At 59.0% G+C, this 19,325-nt stretch carries 18 protein-coding genes; 7 read left to right on the top strand and 11 right to left on the bottom strand.

Annotation, left to right across the window (positions count from 1 at the left end; genetic code table 11):
- The first annotated feature begins 63 nt into the window (after positions 1-63).
- The 5 genes from G3M63_RS18685 to G3M63_RS18665 all read left to right on the top strand — a co-directional run bounded on the left by G3M63_RS18685 (position 64) and on the right by G3M63_RS18665 (position 6,266).
- Entirely contained in the window at positions 64-1,365 is a 1,302-nt protein-coding gene (locus G3M63_RS18685; RefSeq protein WP_150299674.1) for an exo-alpha-sialidase, read from the top strand.
- Complete coding sequence (locus G3M63_RS18680) at positions 1,362-2,021, top strand: hypothetical protein (protein ID WP_150299675.1); 660 nt, start codon at positions 1,362-1,364, stop codon at positions 2,019-2,021. Before G3M63_RS18685 ends, G3M63_RS18680 begins: the two co-directional genes overlap by 4 nt.
- Before the next feature lie 329 nt (positions 2,022-2,350).
- Positions 2,351-3,859 (top strand): sodium/proton antiporter NhaB, encoded by a 1,509-nt coding sequence (gene nhaB / locus G3M63_RS18675; protein WP_150299676.1) that lies wholly within the window; start codon positions 2,351-2,353, stop codon positions 3,857-3,859.
- Between the two features lie 43 nt (positions 3,860-3,902).
- Positions 3,903-5,390 (top strand): SulP family inorganic anion transporter, encoded by a 1,488-nt coding sequence (locus tag G3M63_RS18670; RefSeq protein ID WP_150299761.1) that lies wholly within the window; start codon positions 3,903-3,905, stop codon positions 5,388-5,390.
- A gap of 18 nt (positions 5,391-5,408) precedes the next feature.
- A complete protein-coding gene (locus G3M63_RS18665; RefSeq protein ID WP_150299677.1) occupies positions 5,409-6,266 on the top strand; it encodes a universal stress protein in 858 nt (285 codons plus the stop codon).
- A gap of 26 nt (positions 6,267-6,292) precedes the next feature.
- Here the strand turns inward: G3M63_RS18665 and holA are convergent, their stop codons facing one another.
- The 3 genes from holA to leuS are packed head-to-tail and all read right to left on the bottom strand — an operon-like array spanning position 6,293 to position 10,500.
- The gene (holA, locus tag G3M63_RS18660; RefSeq protein WP_150299678.1) at positions 6,293-7,321 is read right to left on the bottom strand and encodes a DNA polymerase III subunit delta; all 1,029 of its coding nucleotides are present in this window, start codon (positions 7,319-7,321) and stop codon (positions 6,293-6,295) included.
- A gap of 7 nt (positions 7,322-7,328) precedes the next feature.
- Positions 7,329-7,874: an LPS assembly lipoprotein LptE gene (gene lptE, locus G3M63_RS18655; RefSeq protein ID WP_163984073.1), complete on the bottom strand. Its 546-nt coding sequence runs from the start codon at positions 7,872-7,874 to the stop codon at positions 7,329-7,331.
- 19 nt (positions 7,875-7,893) lie between these two features.
- The gene (gene leuS, locus G3M63_RS18650) at positions 7,894-10,500 is read right to left on the bottom strand and encodes a leucine--tRNA ligase (protein ID WP_150299680.1); all 2,607 of its coding nucleotides are present in this window, start codon (positions 10,498-10,500) and stop codon (positions 7,894-7,896) included.
- A 188-nt stretch (positions 10,501-10,688) separates the two neighbouring features.
- Here leuS and G3M63_RS18645 point away from each other — a divergent pair, with 188 nt between their 5' ends.
- Entirely contained in the window at positions 10,689-10,979 is a 291-nt protein-coding gene (locus G3M63_RS18645; RefSeq protein WP_150299681.1) for a hypothetical protein, read from the top strand.
- Here the strand turns inward: G3M63_RS18645 and lnt are convergent.
- From lnt to miaB, 5 genes are all read right to left on the bottom strand, one after another.
- A complete protein-coding gene (lnt, locus tag G3M63_RS18640; RefSeq protein ID WP_163984336.1) occupies positions 10,929-12,434 on the bottom strand; it encodes an apolipoprotein N-acyltransferase in 1,506 nt (501 codons plus the stop codon). The two genes, G3M63_RS18645 and lnt, sit on opposite strands and share 51 nt — an antisense overlap.
- Positions 12,435-12,462: 28 nt before the next feature.
- On the bottom strand, positions 12,463-13,302 hold the full coding sequence (locus tag G3M63_RS18635) for an HlyC/CorC family transporter (protein ID WP_150299682.1): 840 nt from the start codon (positions 13,300-13,302) through the stop codon (positions 12,463-12,465).
- A gap of 6 nt (positions 13,303-13,308) precedes the next feature.
- Complete coding sequence (gene ybeY, locus G3M63_RS18630; protein ID WP_163984072.1) at positions 13,309-13,776, bottom strand: rRNA maturation RNase YbeY; 468 nt, start codon at positions 13,774-13,776, stop codon at positions 13,309-13,311.
- On the bottom strand, positions 13,766-14,794 hold the full coding sequence (locus G3M63_RS18625; RefSeq protein WP_163984071.1) for a PhoH family protein: 1,029 nt from the start codon (positions 14,792-14,794) through the stop codon (positions 13,766-13,768). The genes ybeY and G3M63_RS18625 overlap by 11 nt, the downstream gene beginning before the upstream one ends.
- Before the next feature lie 97 nt (positions 14,795-14,891).
- On the bottom strand, positions 14,892-16,235 hold the full coding sequence (gene miaB, locus G3M63_RS18620) for a tRNA (N6-isopentenyl adenosine(37)-C2)-methylthiotransferase MiaB (RefSeq protein ID WP_163984070.1): 1,344 nt from the start codon (positions 16,233-16,235) through the stop codon (positions 14,892-14,894).
- A 196-nt stretch (positions 16,236-16,431) separates the two neighbouring features.
- Here miaB and G3M63_RS18615 point away from each other — a divergent pair, with 196 nt between their 5' ends.
- Positions 16,432-16,764 carry a DUF1820 family protein gene (locus tag G3M63_RS18615; RefSeq protein ID WP_150299686.1) on the top strand — a complete coding sequence of 111 codons (333 nt, stop codon included), beginning with the start codon at positions 16,432-16,434 and terminating at the stop codon, positions 16,762-16,764.
- A gap of 43 nt (positions 16,765-16,807) precedes the next feature.
- On the opposite strand, the gene G3M63_RS18610 is transcribed toward G3M63_RS18615, so the two are convergent.
- Genes G3M63_RS18610 through hemL form a run of 3 tightly spaced genes read right to left on the bottom strand, consistent with a single transcriptional unit; the run spans position 16,808 to position 19,325 of the window.
- Positions 16,808-17,404: a tetratricopeptide repeat protein gene (locus tag G3M63_RS18610; RefSeq protein WP_223824964.1), complete on the bottom strand. Its 597-nt coding sequence runs from the start codon at positions 17,402-17,404 to the stop codon at positions 16,808-16,810.
- A complete protein-coding gene (locus tag G3M63_RS18605) occupies positions 17,404-18,048 on the bottom strand; it encodes a hypothetical protein (protein WP_163984069.1) in 645 nt (214 codons plus the stop codon). Before G3M63_RS18605 ends, G3M63_RS18610 begins: the two co-directional genes overlap by 1 nt.
- Complete coding sequence (gene hemL, locus G3M63_RS18600; protein WP_163984068.1) at positions 18,045-19,325, bottom strand: glutamate-1-semialdehyde 2,1-aminomutase; 1,281 nt, start codon at positions 19,323-19,325, stop codon at positions 18,045-18,047. The genes G3M63_RS18605 and hemL overlap by 4 nt, the downstream gene beginning before the upstream one ends.

The raw sequence follows: 19,325 nt of genomic DNA, 5'->3' as shown, positions 1-19,325 counted from the left end.
CTGCCCACTGTCGGCGAACACGTTCGCTTTATTCTCACCTCGAAAAATAAGATAAAGGAAGCAATGGCGTCTTCTAAGGAATCTCGAAGTTGGCAGCTCTGGGCCTTTGCCCTGATAGTGCCGGTCTTCACCGCGGGCTGGCTGAATCACCCGCCGTACGCAATGGCCGATTTTGCGACCTATGAATTTTCGGCTAGCGATGAAAGCCGGCAGTTGGACGACGTCCCCCTGTTCGAGCAGCAATTCGCTTCATCTGATCTGGACGAGTTTGTGCACTCGCCGTCCGTCACCGCGCTGCCGGATGGCGACCTGCTTACCGTCTGGTTTGCCGGTTCGCGCGAAGGCGCAGCAGATGTTGATATCCGTGCGGCCCGATACGACGCCTTGAGCGGTCAATGGGGTGCCGAGACGGCATTGGTCGATCGTGAGACCACCCGCCGCAGTGTAGGCAAGCCTATCCGCAAACTGGGCAATCCTGTCATAGCCTTGGCTCCGGACGAGCGCCTCTGGTTGTTCTATGTGTCTGTCTCGGTCGGTGGCTGGGCGGGTAGCGCAATCAATGTGATGGTTTCCGAGGACCTCGGTGAAAGCTGGTCCAAACCCCGGCAGCTGGTGACGTCGCCCTTCGTCAATATCAGTACGCTGGTGCGTACCTCACCGGTGTTCCATGCCGACGGCTCTATCGGTTTGCCGGTATATCACGAGTTTCTCGGCAAGTTTCCGGAATATCTCTACCTGGATGCGCAAGGGCGAATCAAGGACAAGTTCCGAATTGCCGATGGCGACAACTCCCTACAGCCCACCATAGTGCCGATTGACGGCAAGCGGGCGGTGGCATTGCTGCGTCAGGCTGGCGAGAACCCCCACGTGCTTGCGACCATTACCGAAGATGCCGGGAAAACCTGGCTACCTGAATGGCCGGTTACGCCGTGGAACCCCAACGCGTCGCTGGCGGCGGTGAAATCGCACAGGGGTAGTCTGCTGGTTGCACAAAACAACCTTGTGGATGGCCGGTTCCGACTGACACTGGACGAGGCAGATGTGGACCTGGTGGCCTGGTCGATGGTTGCCGAGGTCGACGCTTCGCCGGATCCAGAGGGGGATGCTATACCCCGCCACCTCTACGAGCCGATGCTGGAGACGAATTTCCTCAGCTCCAGCGGGAGCGCCCGCAGGAAGCTGGTCGATGAATACCTGAAGAAGCTCGATCGCCGGATGTGCAAAAACAACCTGTGTGATTTCCAGTATGAGTATCCCTCCCTGATTCGAGCCGGCGACGGCCGGTATCACCTGGTTTACGTCTGGAACAACAGCTTCATCAAGCATGTTGCCTTCAACTCTGCGTGGGTGGAGGCGCAACTATGATTTTCCTGAGTCTGCAAGCGTACCTCACCTTCTCCCTTACCCTATTTCTGTTATTGCCCCTTGGCGCGCTCAGTCGGAACCGACGCCTTGGTGTGCTTGCCGGTTTGACCGTTCTGGGCATGCTGCCGCTTATACAAGGCATGTCCCTGGCCGGATATTTGCGCGGCGTCACAGATGATCTGGCATGCACCAGCATGGTCTGGCTGATCGCCGGTGCGCTGATGAGACTGGGTTTCATCTCCGCGTGGTCACGTCCCAGACTCATGCAGCTATGGATATGTTTCGCCATTGCCGGGGCATTGCTGTTTCCGGCTGCGATGGGAGTGGGCATGATCGATACCTACGGCTGGGGCTTTACTCCGCGGCCCATGCTTGTTGGCGTCGCGGCAGTGACGCTCTTGATGGTGTTCATCCGCAATGCACCTGGCGCGTTACTGCTGCTCGCTGCGTCCGGTGCCTTCGTACTTGACGTGAAGCCGTCGGATAACTACTGGGACTACCTGCTTGATCCGTTCATCTTCTTGTATTCCGTTGGCGCTCTGGCCTTTACCGGCGTCTCCTGGATAGCGTCGCGCAAAGTCCGTATCGCCAGACCGATAAGCGCAATGGACGGAAGCCTGGGCAAAACGGACCCGGCGGGGCGTAGCAACGCATAGCCTGATCCAGGCTGATGTGATAGGGTGCGCACCAATTATTTGTCGGATGTTGCTGTAGCTGGCGGGTTCTGCCCGCCTGACGAACCTCCACTAATTTCTCGCACAGGCCATTGCAATGCGCTGCTTTCCCGGCGTTACGCCACCATAGTATTCCCCTCCGGCTCGAGGCGACCTCATCGCCTGGCTCTGCCTGTACGTCATTACCCGGCGTAGGGACAGCAGTAGCCGCTTGAAACAGTAGGTCTTATTCGACCTACCGTTCTCCACATCTGTTGTTTTTTGTTCATCGTAGCGGGCTGAAAGCAATGCTCGCTCTGGATGGGATCACCATGTCTCAATCGATGTCTCTGGCTTTTCGTAATAATTTCATGGGCCAGGCTCCCGCCTGGTACAAGCGAACTATCGTCGCCTTTCTGGTACTGAATCCGCTGGTATGGTGGGTCGCCGGACCTTATATAACCGGTTGGCTATTGGTCGTTGAGTTCATTTTTACGCTGGCGATGGCGTTGAAATGCTATCCGCTGCTGCCGGGCGGGCTGCTTGCTCTGGAAGCGCTGGTTATAGGGATGACCACACCGGACGCTCTGTACGCCGAGATGCAGGCGAACTTTCCGGTCATCCTGCTGCTGATGTTCATGGTGGCGGGCATTTATTTCATGAAGGATTTGTTGCTCCTGGTGTTTACCCGGATTCTGTTGGGGGTCCGCTCGAAATCCAGTCTGGCGTTGGTCTTCTCACTGACCGCAGCGGTTATGTCGGCATTTCTGGACGCGTTGACGGTTACCGCGGTGGTGATCAGCGTCGCGGTAGGTTTCTACTCGGTCTATCACCGCGTCGCGTCCGCGCCAGAGAAGGCCCGGGCCGACAACCTCGAGGTTCAGGTGGAGGATGAGCCCCTTGAGCTGCACCGCAATGATCTGGAAACCTTCCGCGCCTTTCTCCGCAGTCTGCTCATGCACGGTGCCATCGGTACGGCACTGGGCGGCGTCTGCACCCTGGTTGGCGAGCCGCAGAATCTGTTGATAGCTGGCGTGGTGGGATGGGATTTCATCGAATTCTTTCTGCGTATGGCGCCAGTCAGCATGCCGGTGCTGGCGGCAGGGTTGTTGACCTGTCTGTTGTTGGAGAAGACCGGCTGGTTCGGCTACGGCGCCAAATTGCCACGTAACGTACGGCGCGTGCTGGAAGAGTTCGCCGCCAGTGAGCGGCTGAAACGCACAAGTGCGCAAAAGGCGCAATTGATCGTCCAGGCAGTCGCGGCAGTGCTGCTGGTGATAGGTCTGGCGTTTCACCTGGCAGAGGTCGGGCTGATTGGTCTGATGGCCATTATCCTGATGGCTACGTTCAACGGGGTCACCGACGAGCACCAGATCGGCAAGGCATTTCAGGAAGCGTTGCCCTTTACCTCCTTGCTCGTGGTGTTTTTTGCCATTGTGGCTGTTATCCATCAGCAGCATCTGTTCAGCCCGATTATTACAGCGGTGCTGGCGATGCCGGCATCGGACCAGCCGGGCATGTTCTTTCTGGCCAACGGTGTGCTGTCGATGATCAGCGATAACGTTTTCGTCGCTACCGTGTATATCAGCGAGATCAAGCAGGCTCTGGACGCAGGCTCGATCAGCCGCGAGCATTTCGAGTTGCTGGCGATCGCCATCAATACCGGAACCAACTTGCCGAGCGTCGCGACGTCGAATGGTCAGGCTGCATTCTTGTTCCTGTTGACCTCCGCGATTGCGCCGTTGGTGCGGCTCTCCTATGGCCGCATGGTCGTAATGGCCTTTCCTTATACGCTGATGCTGGGGGGCATCGGGTATTTTGCGGTGGTGAACTGGCTTTGACGTGCGCAGTGTTACAAAAACGGGACAGTGATTGAGAATGAATATGATCGAAAGGGTGCAACAGGAGTGGTTTTCCAACATTCGCGGCGACCTGCTTAGCGGTCTGGTCGTGGCGCTGGCACTGATTCCCGAGGCCATCGCATTCTCGATCATCGCCGGCGTGGACCCCCGCGTTGGCCTTTACGCATCGTTCTGTATTGCGGTGGTGATAGCCTTTACCGGCGGCCGGCCAGGCATGATTTCCGCGGCTACGGGTGCGATGGCGCTGCTGATGGTGACGTTGGTCAGGGATCATGGGCTGGAGTACTTGCTTGCCGCGACGATGCTCTGTGGTGTGCTGCAGATCGCCGCAGGCTTTCTCAAGCTTGGCTCGCTGATGCGCTTCGTGTCACGTTCGGTGGTCACCGGTTTCGTCAATGCGTTGGCGATCCTGATCTTCATGGCCCAGTTGCCGGAGCTGACCAATGTCACCTGGCATGTGTATGCGATGACGGCGGGCGGCCTGGCGATCATCTATCTGTTTCCCTATGTACCGGCAATCGGCCGGGTCATCCCGTCGCCGTTGGTATGCATCCTGGTTCTCACCGCATTGGCCATGGTTGTGGGTCTGGATATTCGCACGGTGAGCGATATGGGAGAGCTGCCCGATACGTTGCCTGTTTTCCTTTGGCCGGAGGTGCCGCTCACCCTCGAAACCCTGATGATCATCTTCCCGTATTCGGCAGGTCTCGCCGTGGTTGGTTTGCTCGAATCCATGATGACGGCGACTATCGTGGATGATCTGACCGATACGTCCAGTGACAAGAACCGTGAATGCAAGGGGCAGGGCATTGCGAATATCGGTTCTGGGCTACTGGGCGGCATGGCCGGTTGCGCGATGATTGGTCAGTCGGTGATCAACGTTAAATCCGGGGGGCGCACCCGGCTGTCCTGTCTGATCGCGGGCGTGGCATTGCTGCTGCTCGTGGTGTTCCTGAGCGACTGGGTCGGACAGATTCCCATGGCGGCGCTGGTTGCGGTGATGGTCATGGTCTCCATCGGTACCTTCAGCTGGGATTCGATACGCAACCTGAAGAAGCATCCGCTATCAACCAATATCGTCATGGTCTCGACGGTAGCGGTGGTGGTTGCCACGCACAACCTGGCCTATGGCGTACTGGTGGGGGTGCTGCTGGCGGCGCTGTTCTTCGCTAACAAGATTGGCCATTTCCTCTATGTGAGCAGTGAACAGGAGGCCAGTGGTCGCGAACGCACCTACAAGGTTGTTGGCCAGGTGTTCTTCAGTTCGAGCGACAAGTTCGTTGGCTCGTTTGATTTCAAGGAAGCCGTTGATAAGGTGGTCATTGATCTTGCCCGGGCGCATTTCTGGGATATCACGGCTGTTGCGGCACTGGACAAGGTAGTGATCAAGCTGCGCCGGGAAGGCGCCGAGGTGGAAGTGCGTGGGCTCAACGAGGCCAGCGCAACCATCGTTGACCGTTTTGGTGTTCACGACAAGCCGGAAGCTGTAGACCAGCTGATGGATCATTAAGCTGCAGGAGACAAGGCAATGACTAATCTCAATGTGCTCGCCTGTATTGACGGCTCCCGCTCAGCCGGCGCGGTCTGTGACTACGCGGCCTGGGCCAGCCTGCAACTGGCAGCACCGCTGACTCTGATGCATGTGCTGGACCATACCCATGCGCCCCAGGTGACGGATCTGTCGGGTAATATTGGATTGGGCAGCCGCGAACACCTGTTGAATGAGCTTGCAGAACTCGATGCCCGGCGCGGAAAGCTGATGCGTGAGCAGGGCCAGTTTTTACTCGAGGCGGCCGCTGAGCGAGCCCGCGCTGCCGGCGTCGTCGAGCCACAGAGCCGTCAGCGGCACGGCAGCCTTACCGACACACTGCTTGAGCTGGAAGCGGAAATCCGCTTGCTGGTCATCGGTCGGCAGGGCGAAGCGGGCGACTCGCTGGGCAGCCACGTGGGCAGTCATCTTGAGAGTGTTGTCCGCACCATGCACCGGCCTATCCTGGTCACGTCCGGCGACTTTCATCGGCCAACGAGCGTCATGTTGGCTTTCGATAACAGTGCGACGACCCGCAAGGGCGTAGACATGCTGGCCGAAAGCCCGTTGTTCAAGGGAATGCCTATCCATCTGGTGATGGTTGGTCCTGACACCAGAGATCATCAGGAACCGATGAACGCTGCCAGGCAACGCCTTGAGCGCGCGGGTTTTGAAGTGCATAGCGTTATCCGTGCGGGAGACGTCGATCAGGTTCTGCTGGACTATCAGGCGCAGCATGGCATCGACATGCTGGTGATGGGCGCTTATGGGCATTCCCGGATCCGTCAGTTTTTTGTAGGCAGTACCACCACACACCTTCTGCGCAAGGCCACTGGTCCGGTGTTATTGCTGCGCTAGGATAGGCGGCAGTGCGGGCGAGCCTGTCATAGTTTCAATCGCGACCCGGAGACCTCAACGGCGATGCGCGCAAGGCTATCCCATGCCGAGCCAGCGTGTTGCCCCTTGATCTGCTCATCGGCTTGCTGGGCAATGCTGAGCCAGCTTTCCCAAGCGGGGGCAGGGTGCCGCTGTAAGGCGCGGCTTAACAGGGGTTTGCGCTTGTCCCAGACGGGCGGGCGCTGGCTGGCAAAGATCCTTTCCATGGGCAGCCCGCGGGCAAGATCCTGCGCCATGTTGGCCAGGCTACGCAGTTCCCGCGCAATCGCCCACAACACAACAGGGGCTTCAACACCTTCCCCGCGTAGGCCGTGCAACACGCGCAACGCCTGTTGCGGCTCGCCCTTGAGCATTGCATCCGCCAGATTGAATACATCGAAACGGGCGCTGTCAGCTACCGCTTCCTGTACGGTCTGCACATCCAGCACGCCGCCATTACAGAACAGTTTGAGCTTCTCTATTTCCTGGGAGGCCGCCAGCAGGTTGCCTTCGACCCGGGCGGACAACAGGTCCAGGGCCTCTGGACTGGCCTGAATGCCGGCGCTGGCAAGACGGTCGCGCATCCAGCTCGGCAGCTGCTGCGCCTCGATCGGCCAGACCTGCACAAAACGGGAGGCTGGATGTTCAGTAAGTGTTTTGGCCCACTTGCTGCGCTGGGTGCTGCCGTCGAGTTTCGGCAAGCTGACCAGCAGCGTGGTATCCGGGGGAGGGGAGTCCAGCCAGGCGATTAGCGCTTTACCGCCTTCGTCCCCGGGTTTGCCGCCGGGAATGCGTAGCTCGATCAACCGCTGTTGCGCGAACAGCGACATGCTGTGACTGGCGTCATGCAGCTGACCCCAATCGAAGCTGCGGTCGACGTGAAATACCAGCCGCTCCTCTGAACCGGCCTGGCGGCAAGCATGGCGAATCTGATCAGCGGCTTCGCCAGTGAGCAGCGGATCATCGCCGCTCACTACGAAGACCGGTGCCAACTCGTCCTTGAGTTGCCTGCCCAGCTGAGTCGCGTTGAGTTTCATCGACCGCTCAAGGAGTCAGCTGATCCAGCGCCCGCTCACGCGCAGCCAGATCGCGTTCGGTCAGGCTGGATAGCCTGAACAGCACCTGACGTGTCATGTCGCGGCGCATTTCCTCGCGCAGCAGGTCTTCTTCCTCCGAGGTGCCGACGATGTTGTCACGGTCATTCACGTAGACGCGGCGCGCGGTCAGGGTCTCGGGGCCAATCAGCGGGCGACCTTCCGAGTCATTGATCTGGAACGTCAGGTGCTGGCGGATCTCGTATTCAGCGGCGGATATCCGGCTGGTGTAGCTGAGCGCGACGCGTTCATGACGATCACTGATCAGCTGCAGGTGGTAGTCCGCCGCATCGGTAATGCGCACGCCATCGGACTGCAGCGCAGCGAGCAGCTGACGATAGGTCGGGCTGTGTTCATCGGGAGCGCTGAACTGGAGTTCCTCCAGCGTGACGCTATCGACGTCGGTGCCGCGCAAGTGAAAGCCACAGCCGCTAAGCAGCACGCCGGCCGCCAGCATGGCGCAACTCAGCAGGTGACGGGGACGTTTCAGCAGCATGTTGGCTCTCCGTTGCATCTCAATTGGCGACGATATTGACGAGTTTACCCGGCACCACAATTACCTTGCGAATACTCAACCCCTCGGTGAAGCGCAGCACGTTTTCATTCAGGCGCGCGGCTGCTTCGACGGTTTCGCGGCTGGCGTGGGCAGCCACTTCCAGGTGCCCGCGCAGTTTACCGTTAACCTGAATGACCAGCTGCAGGGTGTCCTGAACCAGAGCCGATTCGTCGAGCTTCGGCCAGGGCGCATTGATGACCGGATCACTATGACCCAATGCTTGCCAAAGTCCATGGCTGATGTGCGGAGTGATCGGGGCCAGCAGCAGGGCGACGGTTTCCAGTCCTTCCTGTAGCAGGGCCCGGTCCTGACCGGACGCCTGTGGTGCTTTTTCCAACACGTTCATCAGCGTCATCACCGCAGCGATAGCCGTGTTGAATTTGTGATTCTGCCCGATATCCTGGCTCGCCTGCTTGATGGCGAGGTGAATGGCGCGGCGTACGGCTTTCTGATCGTCGCTGAGGCTGGCGGCGTCCAGCGCTGCTGGACGCTCGCCCTGGGCATGCTGGCTGGCCAGGCGCCAGACGCGGCGTAGAAAGCGATGTGCCCCTTCGACGCCGGTATCGGACCATTCCAGACTCATATCCGGCGGAGATGCAAACATCATGAACAGGCGGCACGTGTCGGCGCCATACTGCTCGATCATCGACTGTGGATCGACCCCGTTGTTCTTCGACTTCGACATCTTCTCGACGCCGCCGATTTCCACTGTCTGGCCATCGCTGGTCAGGCGTGCGGCGATTATCTTGCCCTTGGCGTCGCGCTCAACGGTCACGTCCGCCGGGTTGAACCAGGTTTTGCCGCCGTTCTCTTCCAGACGGTAATAGGTTTCGGCAATGACCATGCCTTGTGTGAGCAGATTCTTGAACGGTTCATCCGAGTCAAGCAGGCCTTCATCACGCATCAACTTGTGGAAGAATCGCGCATACAGAAGATGCAGGATGGCATGCTCGATGCCGCCGATATACTGGTCAACAGGCAACCAGTGGTTCGCTGCCTTGGGATCGACCAGGCCCTCCTGATAGTGCGGCGATGCGTAGCGCGCAAAGTACCAGGAGCTCTCGACGAAGGTATCCATGGTGTCGGTTTCACGACGGGCCTTGTTACCGCAGGTCGGGCATTCGCATTCGTAGAATTCCGCCATGCGCGCCAGCGGCGACCCTGCGCCATCGGGCACGACGTCTTCGGGCAATACGACAGGGAGCTGATCTTCGGGTACCGGAACGTCACCACAGGTATCGCAATGGATGATCGGGATCGGACAACCCCAGTAGCGTTGCCGGCTGATGCCCCAGTCACGCAGGCGGAACTGGGTGCGCGGCGCGCCCAGTTGTTTCTGTTCCAGCACGTCGCCGATAGCGGTCAGCGCGCTATCGAAGTCCATGTCATTGAATTCGTCCGAGTTGATCAGCGTACCTTTTTCGGCATACGCATCCTGCCAGGGCGCAGGCGTTTCATTTCCAGCGGAAGTGCGCACAACGGGCTTGATTGGCAGGCCGTATTCCAGAGCAAAGGCGAAATCACGCTCATCGTGGGCGGGAACGGCCATCACCGCACCTTCGCCGTAGGTCATCAGAACGTAGTTGGCGACCCACACCGGGAGCTTTTCATCGGTCAGCGGATGACGGACGAACAGCCCGGTGGGCAGGCCTTTCTTTTCCTGCGTGGCGATATCGGCTTCGGCGACGCCGCCCCGTTTGCACTCATCGATGAACGCCTGCAGCTTGGGGTTGGTAACGCCCGCCTGGGTGGCGAGTGGATGCTCTGCCGCCACCGCAACATAGGTTGCGCCCATCAATGTGTCGGGACGGGTGGTGAAGACCTTCAGCCGGCCCTCTCCACCGATGCTGTCAACGTCGTAGGGAAACTGCACTTCCATGCCGACAGACTTGCCGATCCAGTTGCGCTGCATGGTCTTGACCTGTTCAGGCCAGCCTGGCAGATCGTCCAGTGAAGTAAGCAGCTCTTCTGCATAATCGGTGATGCGGAAGTAGTACATCGGGATCTCGCGCTTTTCGATCACCGCGCCACTGCGCCAGCCCTTGCCGTCAATCACCTGCTCATTGGCCAGGACAGTCTGGTCAACCGGATCCCAGTTCACTATGCCGTTCTTGCGATAGATCACGCCCCGTTTGAACAAGCGCGTGAACAGCCATTGCTCCCAGCGGTAATACTCCGGTGTGCAGGTGGCGAATTCCCGCGACCAGTCCACCGCCAGCCCGAGACTCTGCAACTGGGTCCGCATGTAATCGATGTTGGAATAGGTCCAGCTCGCCGGGGCCACTTTGTTGTTCATGGCGGCGTTTTCGGCGGGCATGCCGAAGGCATCCCAGCCCATCGGCTGCAGCACGTTCTTGCCCTGCATGCGCTGATAGCGTGCGATCACATCACCGATGGTGTAGTTGCGTACGTGTCCCATGTGCAGCTTGCCGCTGGGGTAGGGAAACATGGACAGACAATAGAATGTCTCCTGGCCGGGCGTTTCGCTGACCTGGAACGCATTGGTCTGATTCCAGTCGGCCTGGGCGGCTGCTTCGATATCGCGGGGAGAATACTGTTCTTGCATGGTGTGGGCTGATCGACTCGTCAATGTCACAAAAAGTAATGGGGCAGGATACACCACCGGCCTGGTCACAGGTAGTCATTGCCATTCGTCGCCGCGTCTATTACCTGCTCCTGCTGCGTCTATGCTCTGTTAGAGGGCGCACATCGCTACCCGTACAGGAAATCAGTCAACAGTTGAGGAGGTATTTGATGAAGACACCGGAACCGGAGCCGCTCTCTTGCTGGAACCGGGATTCCTCCTACGGACGTCTATTGAGAAGGCTGGATCAGGCAATGGATATGGCACGGACCCGGCAATGGCTGGATGGTCAGCCGCCCGGTCTCACCGAACTGGAACTCAGTGGTTTAAGCAAGGAAGACGTAAGGCTGCTTTGGCGGATCCTCGATACGCTCGAAACCGGCCAGCAGCCATTACCCAACTATCACACCCTAGACCGCTCGACGTCTGAGCAGGCACAGCAGCAAACCACCCACCATTAATACTCCCAGGGGCCAGCTCTTCCAGCGCAAGAAGGGAGTCTGCCCCTCCCTGGGTTGGACCTCACCCTTCAACGCGAGCGCAGCGAACTGCGGAATCTGCTCGCGCAACTTACCCTGGTGATCAATCAGTGCCGTGACGCCGTTGTTGGTGCCGCGAATCATCCAGCGACCGCTTTCGATCGAGCGCATGCGCGCCATCTGCAAGTGTTGCAGCGGCCCGATTGACCTGCCAAACCAGCTGTCATTACTGATCGAGATCAGCAACTGGCTTTGTGCGGCAAGGCGAGCGGAAAAATCCGGATACACTGCTTCGTAGCAGATAAAAGGTGCCAGCTCATAGCCCATGGCGCTTAAGGGTGCCTGCTTGGCCGGACCACGGGAAAAGCTCGACATGGGCAGGTCGAAGAAAGCGATCACGCCGCGCAGCCATTGCTCCAGCGGCACGTATTCACCGAAGGGCACCAGTTTGTGCTTGAGATATTGATTGCTCTCGTCGCCAGCAACGCTGATGCCGTTATAGATGCGCATTTCGTCACCCTGACCCTGGTCGACCGGGATGCCGGTGATCAGCGTTGTGCCGCGTTCAGCCAGATTGCGCGCCATGCCCTGTACGAATGGCAGCGCCTGGCTTTGCAGCACGGGAACCGCAGTCTCTGGCCAGACGATCAGATCCACCGGACCCTGCGCATAGCTCATGTCGCGATAGGTGGCGAGGGTGTGATCAATGTGTGCAGGATCCCATTTACGCGATTGGGCGATGTCCGCCTGGATCAGCGCAACGGATAACGGTTTACCCGCCGGCGAGGTCCACTCCACCGCATTCAGCAGCCAACCACCGAGCCATATCGCCAGCAGACTGATGCCACCCAGCATAGCCTGGCGCGGCCTGGCCCAGAGCCTGGTTTCACTGAGCAGGCAGGCGCTCAGTACGCTCAGCAAGCCGACCAGCCATACCCCGCCGACTGGCGCCCAGCCTGCCAGCCATGTGTCGGTATGCGCGTACCCGTGATACAGCCAGGGAAAGCCGGTGAGGAACCAGCCGCGGAACATTTCGGTGGCGATCCATAGTAACGAAAAGCCGAAGCACGCCAGCCATATTCCGGAAGCCGGCCGCAGCCAGCGTGACCAGACCCAGGCCATGAGTGCCGGAATCAATGCTAGCCCGCAGACGAACAGGGCGGTGAGCAGGCCAGCCAACGCTGGCGGTGCGTAGCCATGCACGTGAATGCTGACGTAGACCCAGGAAACCCCGGTGGCGAACAGCCCTACACCCCAGGCCCAGCCCCGCAGCACCGCCTGACCGCCGCTGACCTGCTTCAGTCCCTGATAGAGAAGGGCTACCGAAACAAGGCCCAGCGGCCACAGGTTGAAGGGGTTGAGCGACAGCGTGCTCAGCGCGCCGGCAAGCAGCGCAACTACATGTCCAGGCCAGCCGGGGTTACGTAGCCAGTCGATGCATCGGGAAATCACTTGATCAGATGCCTCAGGCAGGGACGACGGTTACCCGTAGCAGATGGACGCGGCGGCTATCGGCATTCAGCACTCGCACACGGAAGCCGTCCAGTTCGACCACTTCGTTGCGCTTGGGTAAATGACCGAAAGCATTCATGACCAAACCGCCTACGGTGTCGAACTCTTCATCAGGGAATTCCGTCTCGAAGTGTTCATTGAACTCGTCGATCGGCGTCAGCCCCTTGATCAGGAAGTCTCCGCTGGGCAGCGGTTTGATGAAGCTGTCATCGTCAACGTCGTGCTCGTCCTCGATGTCGCCGACAATCTGTTCGAGTACGTCCTCGATTGTCACCAATCCGGAAACGCCGCCGTATTCATCGATCACGATCGCCATGTGGTTGCGGTTGGAGCGGAATTCCTTGAGCAGTACGTTGAGTCGCTTGGATTCCGGCACACAGGTGGCGGGACGCAGGATGTCCTTGATGTTGTAGCGGTCGACGTCGCCTTCCAGCAGTAGGGGCAGCAGGTCCTTGGCGAGCAGGATACCCAGCACATCGTCAATGCTTTCACCGATGACCGGATAGCGGGAGTGTGCTGCTTCGATCACCGCAGGCAGAAATTCCCGCGGATTCTGGGTGGCCTTGATGGTGGTCATTTGCGAGCGAGGGATCATGATGTCCCGCACCTGCATATCTGACACCTGCAGAGCGCCTTCAATAATCGACAGGGCCTCAATGTCCAGGACTTCGTTGGTATGTGCTGCGCGCAGTAATTCCAGCAGTTCCTGGCGATTCTGGGGTTCATGGACAAAAGCCTGGGCTATCTTATCCAGCCAGGTCTTGTGTCCGTTGGTCGATCGGTCTTCGCTCATGGGTCCTTACTCGTCGATGGAAAGATAGGGGTCGGAAATGCCCAGTTCGCCCAGTAACTGGCGTTCCAGTGTCTCCATTTCCTCTGCTTCGGTGTCTTCAACATGATCGTAGCCGAGCAGGTGCAGGCAGCCATGGATAACCATGTGCGCCCAATGGGCCTCGGCGGTCTTGCCCTGTTCCGCCGCTTCTTGCAGCACAACGGGGACGCAGATCACCAGATCACCCAGCAGGGGAATGTTCAATTCGGGGGGCAGGTCGGACGGAAAGGACAATACGTTGGTAGCGTAGTCCTTTCCGCGGTACTCGTGATTCAGTTCACGGCTCTCGTCGGCATCAACCAGACGGATAGTGAGTTCATGGCCGGGTTTGCCTCGCAGGGCTAGCCCGGCCCAGCGTCTGAGACTTTCGTCGTCAGGTTGACCACTGGCCTCGGTTGCGCGCTGGATGTCGACTTCAATCGCGTCACTGTTCATGACTGCGGTCCTTGCGCTCCTGCTTCAACTTCTCCCGCAGTGTCTCCTGCTCGCTGTCGAAGCGGTCATAGGCCTCGACAATGCGTTGCACCAGCGGGTGACGCACTACATCCTTGGATTTGAAATGGGTGAAACCGATACCCTTGACGTCTTTGAGGACCTCAGCCACATGAGACAGGCCGGACTTTGTGCCGCGTGGCAGGTCAACCTGGGTGACGTCGCCGGTAATGACTGCGGTTGAGCCGAATCCGATACGGGTCAGGAACATCTTCATCTGTTCAAGCGTGGTGTTCTGGCTTTCATCCAGAATAATGAAGCTGTTGTTCAGCGTACGACCACGCATGTAGGCCAGTGGCGCGACTTCGATCACCTGACGCTCAATCAGCTTGGCGACCTGCTCGAAACCGAGCATTTCGTAGAGCGCGTCGTAAAGCGGCCGCAAGTAGGGATCGATCTTCTGCGACAGGTCGCCGGGCAGAAAGCCGAGTTTTTCGCCGGCTTCGACGGCTGGACGAACCAGCAGGATGCGGCCGATCTGTTCGCGTTCCAGCGCATCAACCGCGCAGGCGACTGCCAGGTAGGTCTTGCCCGTCCCGGCCGGCCCGATCCCGAAGTTGATATCGTGTTCCTGAATCGAGCGCACATAGCTCTGCTGATTCGGACCACGTGGCTGGATGGTCATGCGTTTGGTACGCAGCACCACAGGCTTGTGCGAATCGGTATGCAGGGCTTCACTGAGATTTTCGAGGCCGGATTCCTGCAGGAACAGATGAACGGTATCGGGCGTCAGCTCTGCGTCCCGCGTTTCACGGTAGAGCTGGCGCAGCACGGCTTCGGCGGAGCGGGTGATTTCCGGATCGCCAATCAGTTCAAACTGGCTGCCCCGGTTGCGCACTTCGATGCCCAATCGTTGTTCGATCAGGCGGAGATGTTCGTCAAACTGGCCGCAAAGACTGGCAAAACGGCGAGAATCAACGGGTTCGATAGCGAAACGATGGATCTCGGAGGAAACGTTCAAGTTGGTCTGTTGTACCCCTTGGATTCAGGAAAACACAGCATAGCGCGCAATGCGGGCACTGCAAAGATCGGTGCCCTGGCAAATGTTTTGCGCGCTTTTACTGAAGAGTTACACGGTCGGTGAGAGTTCCGCGCAGCGAATGGGGAAGTGCTTCGTCAATCAGTACATCAACGAACTGCCCGATCAGCTGCGGATTGTCACTGCGGAAGTTGACAATCCGGTTATGTTCGGTGCGGCCCTGCAGCATCCCCGGATCCTTTTTGGAGTAGTCGGTGACCAGAATACGCTGCGTAGTCCCGGCCATGCGGCGGCTATTCTCGAAGCCCTGCTGGTTGATGCGATCCTGCAGCACTTTCAGACGCTGTTTTTTCACTTCCACAGGGGTGTCGTCGAGCAGATCGGCGGCGGGGGTGCCGGGCCGGGAACTGTAGATAAAGGAGTAGGAGAAGTCGAACCCTACCTCATCAATCAGTTTCATGGTCTGCGCGAAATCCTTTTCCGTTTCACCGGGGAAGCCCACGATAAAGTCGGAGCTGAGCAAGATGTCCGGCACCGCCGCTTTGAGCTTGCGGATCCGCGATTTGTATTCCAGCGCAGTGTGGTTGCGCTTCATTCCGGCCAGCACGCGGTCCGAGCCCGACTGCACAGGCAAATGCAGGTATTTCACCAGCTCAGGGACTTCCGCGTGGGCCTGGATCAGGCTGTCGGAGAATTCCAGCGGGTGCGAGGTCGTATAGCGGATGCGGTCGATCCCGTCGATGGCGGCGATAACGCGGATCAATTCGGCGAGGTCGGCGACGCGCCCGTCATGGGTCGCGCCACGATAGCCATTGACGTTCTGCCCGAGCAGGGTGATTTCACGCACGCCGTTCTCGGCGAGGTGTATCGCTTCGGCCAGCACATCATCGAAGGGGCGGCTGACTTCCTCGCCACGGGTATAAGGCACAACGCAGAAGCTGCAGTACTTGCTGCATCCTTCCATGACCGAGACAAACGCGGTCGGTCCGTCCACCTGCGGCTCAGGCAAGCGATCAAACTTTTCAATCTCGGGGAAGGACACATCGACCTGCGGCTTGCGCGTGGTCCGTGCGGCGTCGATCATTTCCGGCAGGCGATGCAGCGTCTGCGGGCCGAAAACCACATCGACATAGGGCGCGCGGTCGCGTATCGCCGCGCCTTCCTGGCTGGCAACGCAACCGCCAACACCAATTATCAATCCGGGATTCTTGTCCTTCAGCGGACGCCAGCGGCCGAGTTCGGAAAACACCTTCTCCTGCGCTTTCTCGCGAATAGAGCAGGTGTTGAGCAAAATGACATCGGCGTTGTCCGGACGGTCGGTCAGTTCCATTGCCTGACCATCGCCGAGCAGGTCAACCATTCGCGAGCTGTCATACTCGTTCATCTGGCAACCGTGGGTCTGGATATAGAGTTTCTTGGCCATGGGAGATCTGCTGAGGGTATCGTGGGAAAGGCGCGATTATACACAGATGACCGGGCCTTTGTTACGCCCTGCGCTGTGGTATGATCCGCGCCCTGTTACAAGGTCTGTCGGCACTTTGATGGGCGCGGCATGCCAGATTCACCTTCCTGTTTTCCGGTTATACACCGCATTCACAAGAGCAACTCTGAATCACTCCATGAGCAAAGATAAAGAACCTATTTTTCGTGTGATCTTTCACAATCAGGGGCAGGTATACGAGCTTTATGCCCGGCATATCTTCCAGAGCGAGCTGTGGGGCTTCCTGGAAATCGAGGAGCTGGTGTTCGGTGAGCGTTCCCAGGTGCTCGTCGACCCGGGTGAAGAGAAACTCAAGAATCAGTTCGATGGCGTCAATCGCAGCTTCATCCCCGCGCACGCGATCGTGCGCATCGATGAGGTCGAAAGCGTCGGTCAGGCTAAGATCAGTGAAGCCAAGGGCCACGTTGGCAATGTGATGAATTTTCCGTCGCCGCCGGGCTCGGGGCAGTAGAACCGGGGGCGGTCAGCCCTTGGGCGGAGCTGACCGGCCTGGGTCATTCCTGCGGCATCACCGGTACGCCGGGTTGCGCTGAATCGTTGCCATTAAAGAAACGGTCATACTCTTCCTTGCGTAGCTGGTTCAGGTAATTGCGAAACAGGGTGCCGAGGACCTGCGTCGCCATCTCGATTTCTTCCCGGTTCATCTCCGTGGCAATCTTGTCGCTGGCATCCATCGCTTCATCCTGGCCATTGATCGCTGCCATCTTGAGGATGATGTAAGCCTGCGGCAGGTTCCGCTCGACGCCTTCTCCCTGGTAGTGCATCAAGCCCAGCCGATACTGGGCAGCAGGGTGGCCCTGTACGGACGCTTCTTCGAACCACTCGAGTGCGGTGTCCAGATCCCGTTCGATCCGCTCGCCCTGATAGTACAGGTCGCCCATCTCGAATTGCGCCTGCATGTCGCCTTCGTCGGCAGCGGCCCGGCAGTTATCCAGTGCCAGCTCCAGGCTTTCATCGTCCACCCGGTTCAGCGCGCAGCGATCCTCGGCGCTTATCAGCAACGGGTTCCCGCTTTGCGCATTGACGAGCAGAGGGCTGAAAGCAAGGCTAAGCACTAAGGCCCGCATTGACGTCATCACTGGGTATTTCATCAATCGCTCGTCATCTGAATGTTCAGGCTCTGTGATTGGGTGCTGAGCAGGCCCAGCGCCAGACCCAGGGCGACAAATCCGGGAATCAGCCAGCTGGCTTGCTGGCTCGTTCTGAATAGCGCTTCCAGAGGCATTTCATTGCCCAGCAATCCTGGCGCCAGTAAAAAGCCGGCGGCGATTACGCCGAGCGCTGCAGCCAGCCGATGGCGACGAACATTCAATAGCGCAGTAAACAACAGGGCAGCCACGCCGACCAGATTAACCAGCCAGTGATACTGCTGCTCCAGCTGCATGCGCCTGGCCAGTTCAAAAAAAGCCATCAGACCGAGGATGATTTGGCCCCAGGTCATCGGCTTCCAGTGTAGCCCCAACGCCAGGAACAGGCAGGCCATCCCCAAGAGCGGCAGCGACAGATGCTGAGCGGCGAGGCCCAGCATGCGCTGGGCGTGCACCAGGCCATCCTGATTCATGCCCAGTTCGGTCAGCACCAACAACAGGGCGGCGGCGGCAGCCAGCAACAGTCCGACGAGGCCTGCGGTTAATGCCCCGCGAGCCGGTAGATGCAGCGGCTGGCGATGCAACCACAGCCAGGCACTCATCCCGAGCAGGCTGATCGTCAGCGCAACGTACACGAATAGCGTCATAGGGCGGCGAAAGCTTTCTCGGCGGCATCAAGGGTCAGCTGCAGCTCGGTGTCGCCGTGGGCGATCGAGGCGAAACCGGCTTCGAAGGCACTTGGTGCCAGATAGACGCCGTTCTCCAGCAGCACGTGGAAGAAGCGTTTGAAGCGTTCCGCATCGCTGGCCATGACATCCTCGAAGGTGACGATGTTATCTGCGCCCGAGAAGTAAAGGCCGAACATGCCCCCCGCCTGGGTGGTGATGAACGGTATACCGGCTGCATCGGCCCGCTCCTGGAGGCCGGTCAGCATACGACTGGTGTAATCGGTCAACTCGTCATGAAAGCCGGGACGCTGAATCAGCTTCAGAGTGGCCAGGCCGGCCGCCATGGCCAGCGGGTTACCGGAAAGCGTGCCTGCCTGATAGACCGGACCCAAGGGTGCAATCACCTCCATGATTTCGCGCTTGCCGCCAAAGCACCCCACTGGCATGCCGCCGCCGATGATCTTACCGAAGGTGGTCAGGTCCGGCGTGACGCCGTAATACGCCTGGGCGCCGCCGAGGGCGACGCGGAAGCCGGTCATGACTTCGTCGAAAATCAGCACCACGCCGTGCTGGTCACACAGACTCCGAAGACCCTGCAGAAAGCCTGGCGCTGGCGGCACGCAATTCATGTTGCCGGCCACCGGCTCGACGATGATGCAGGCCACGTCGTTGCCGACTTCCGAGAGCATCTTCTCGACCTGGGCAATGTCGTTGTAGGGCAACGTCAGGGTGTGCTTGGCGAAATCGGCAGGCACCCCGGCGGAGCTGGGCACGCCCTGGGTCAAGGCGCCGGAACCTGCCTTGACCAGCAGACTGTCAGAGTGACCGTGATAACAGCCCTCGAACTTGATGATGCTGTCGCGACCGGTATAACCGCGGGCCAGACGAATGGCGCTCATGGTGGCTTCAGTGCCGGAACTGACCATGCGCACCAGGTCCATTGAAGGCACGAGCGAGCACACCAGGTCGGCCATTTGCGTTTCCATCTCGGTCGGCGCGCCATAGGACAGGCCATGGTCGAGTTGACGGCGTACCGCATCCAGTACATCGGGATGGCTGTGGCCCAGAATCATCGGACCCCAGGAACCCACATAATCGATGTAGCGTTTGTCATCCTCATCGATGATGTAGGCGCCCTCGGCATGCTTGATGAACAGTGGCGTACCGCCCACGCTCTTGAACGCGCGGACCGGGGAATTGACGCCGCCTGGAATGTGTTTCTGAGCGTTGGAAAAAAGTACTTCGGAGCGGGACAT

This window comes from Pseudomonas sp. OIL-1, from assembly GCF_010669185.1.
Lineage (GTDB): Bacteria > Pseudomonadota > Gammaproteobacteria > Pseudomonadales > Pseudomonadaceae > Halopseudomonas > Halopseudomonas profundi.
This window is presented reverse-complemented; position numbering and strand designations above follow the sequence as displayed.

Excerpts from the sequence above, each read along its gene's own strand:
- G3M63_RS18685 (WP_150299674.1), top strand. The coding sequence starts at position 64 with ATGGCGTCTTCTAAGGAATCTCGAAGTTGGCAGCTCTGGGCCTTTGCC.
- ybeY (WP_163984072.1), bottom strand. The coding sequence starts at position 13,776 with ATGAACAGTGACGCGATTGAAGTCGACATCCAGCGCGCAACCGAGGCC.
- hemL (WP_163984068.1), bottom strand. The coding sequence starts at position 19,325 with ATGTCCCGCTCCGAAGTACTTTTTTCCAACGCTCAGAAACACATTCCA.
- lptE (WP_163984073.1), bottom strand. The coding sequence starts at position 7,874 with ATGCTGCTGAAACGTCCCCGTCACCTGCTGAGTTGCGCCATGCTGGCG.
- G3M63_RS18645 (WP_150299681.1), top strand. The coding sequence starts at position 10,689 with ATGAAGACACCGGAACCGGAGCCGCTCTCTTGCTGGAACCGGGATTCC.
- G3M63_RS18635 (WP_150299682.1), bottom strand. The coding sequence starts at position 13,302 with ATGAGCGAAGACCGATCGACCAACGGACACAAGACCTGGCTGGATAAG.
- holA (WP_150299678.1), bottom strand. The coding sequence starts at position 7,321 with ATGAAACTCAACGCGACTCAGCTGGGCAGGCAACTCAAGGACGAGTTG.
- miaB (WP_163984070.1), bottom strand. The coding sequence starts at position 16,235 with ATGGCCAAGAAACTCTATATCCAGACCCACGGTTGCCAGATGAACGAG.
- G3M63_RS18670 (WP_150299761.1), top strand. The coding sequence starts at position 3,903 with ATGATCGAAAGGGTGCAACAGGAGTGGTTTTCCAACATTCGCGGCGAC.
- G3M63_RS18665 (WP_150299677.1), top strand. The coding sequence starts at position 5,409 with ATGACTAATCTCAATGTGCTCGCCTGTATTGACGGCTCCCGCTCAGCC.
- G3M63_RS18680 (WP_150299675.1), top strand. The coding sequence starts at position 1,362 with ATGATTTTCCTGAGTCTGCAAGCGTACCTCACCTTCTCCCTTACCCTA.
- G3M63_RS18615 (WP_150299686.1), top strand. The coding sequence starts at position 16,432 with ATGAGCAAAGATAAAGAACCTATTTTTCGTGTGATCTTTCACAATCAG.
- leuS (WP_150299680.1), bottom strand. The coding sequence starts at position 10,500 with ATGCAAGAACAGTATTCTCCCCGCGATATCGAAGCAGCCGCCCAGGCC.
- nhaB (WP_150299676.1), top strand. The coding sequence starts at position 2,351 with ATGTCTCAATCGATGTCTCTGGCTTTTCGTAATAATTTCATGGGCCAG.
- G3M63_RS18605 (WP_163984069.1), bottom strand. The coding sequence starts at position 18,048 with ATGACGCTATTCGTGTACGTTGCGCTGACGATCAGCCTGCTCGGGATG.
- G3M63_RS18610 (WP_223824964.1), bottom strand. The coding sequence starts at position 17,404 with ATGAAATACCCAGTGATGACGTCAATGCGGGCCTTAGTGCTTAGCCTT.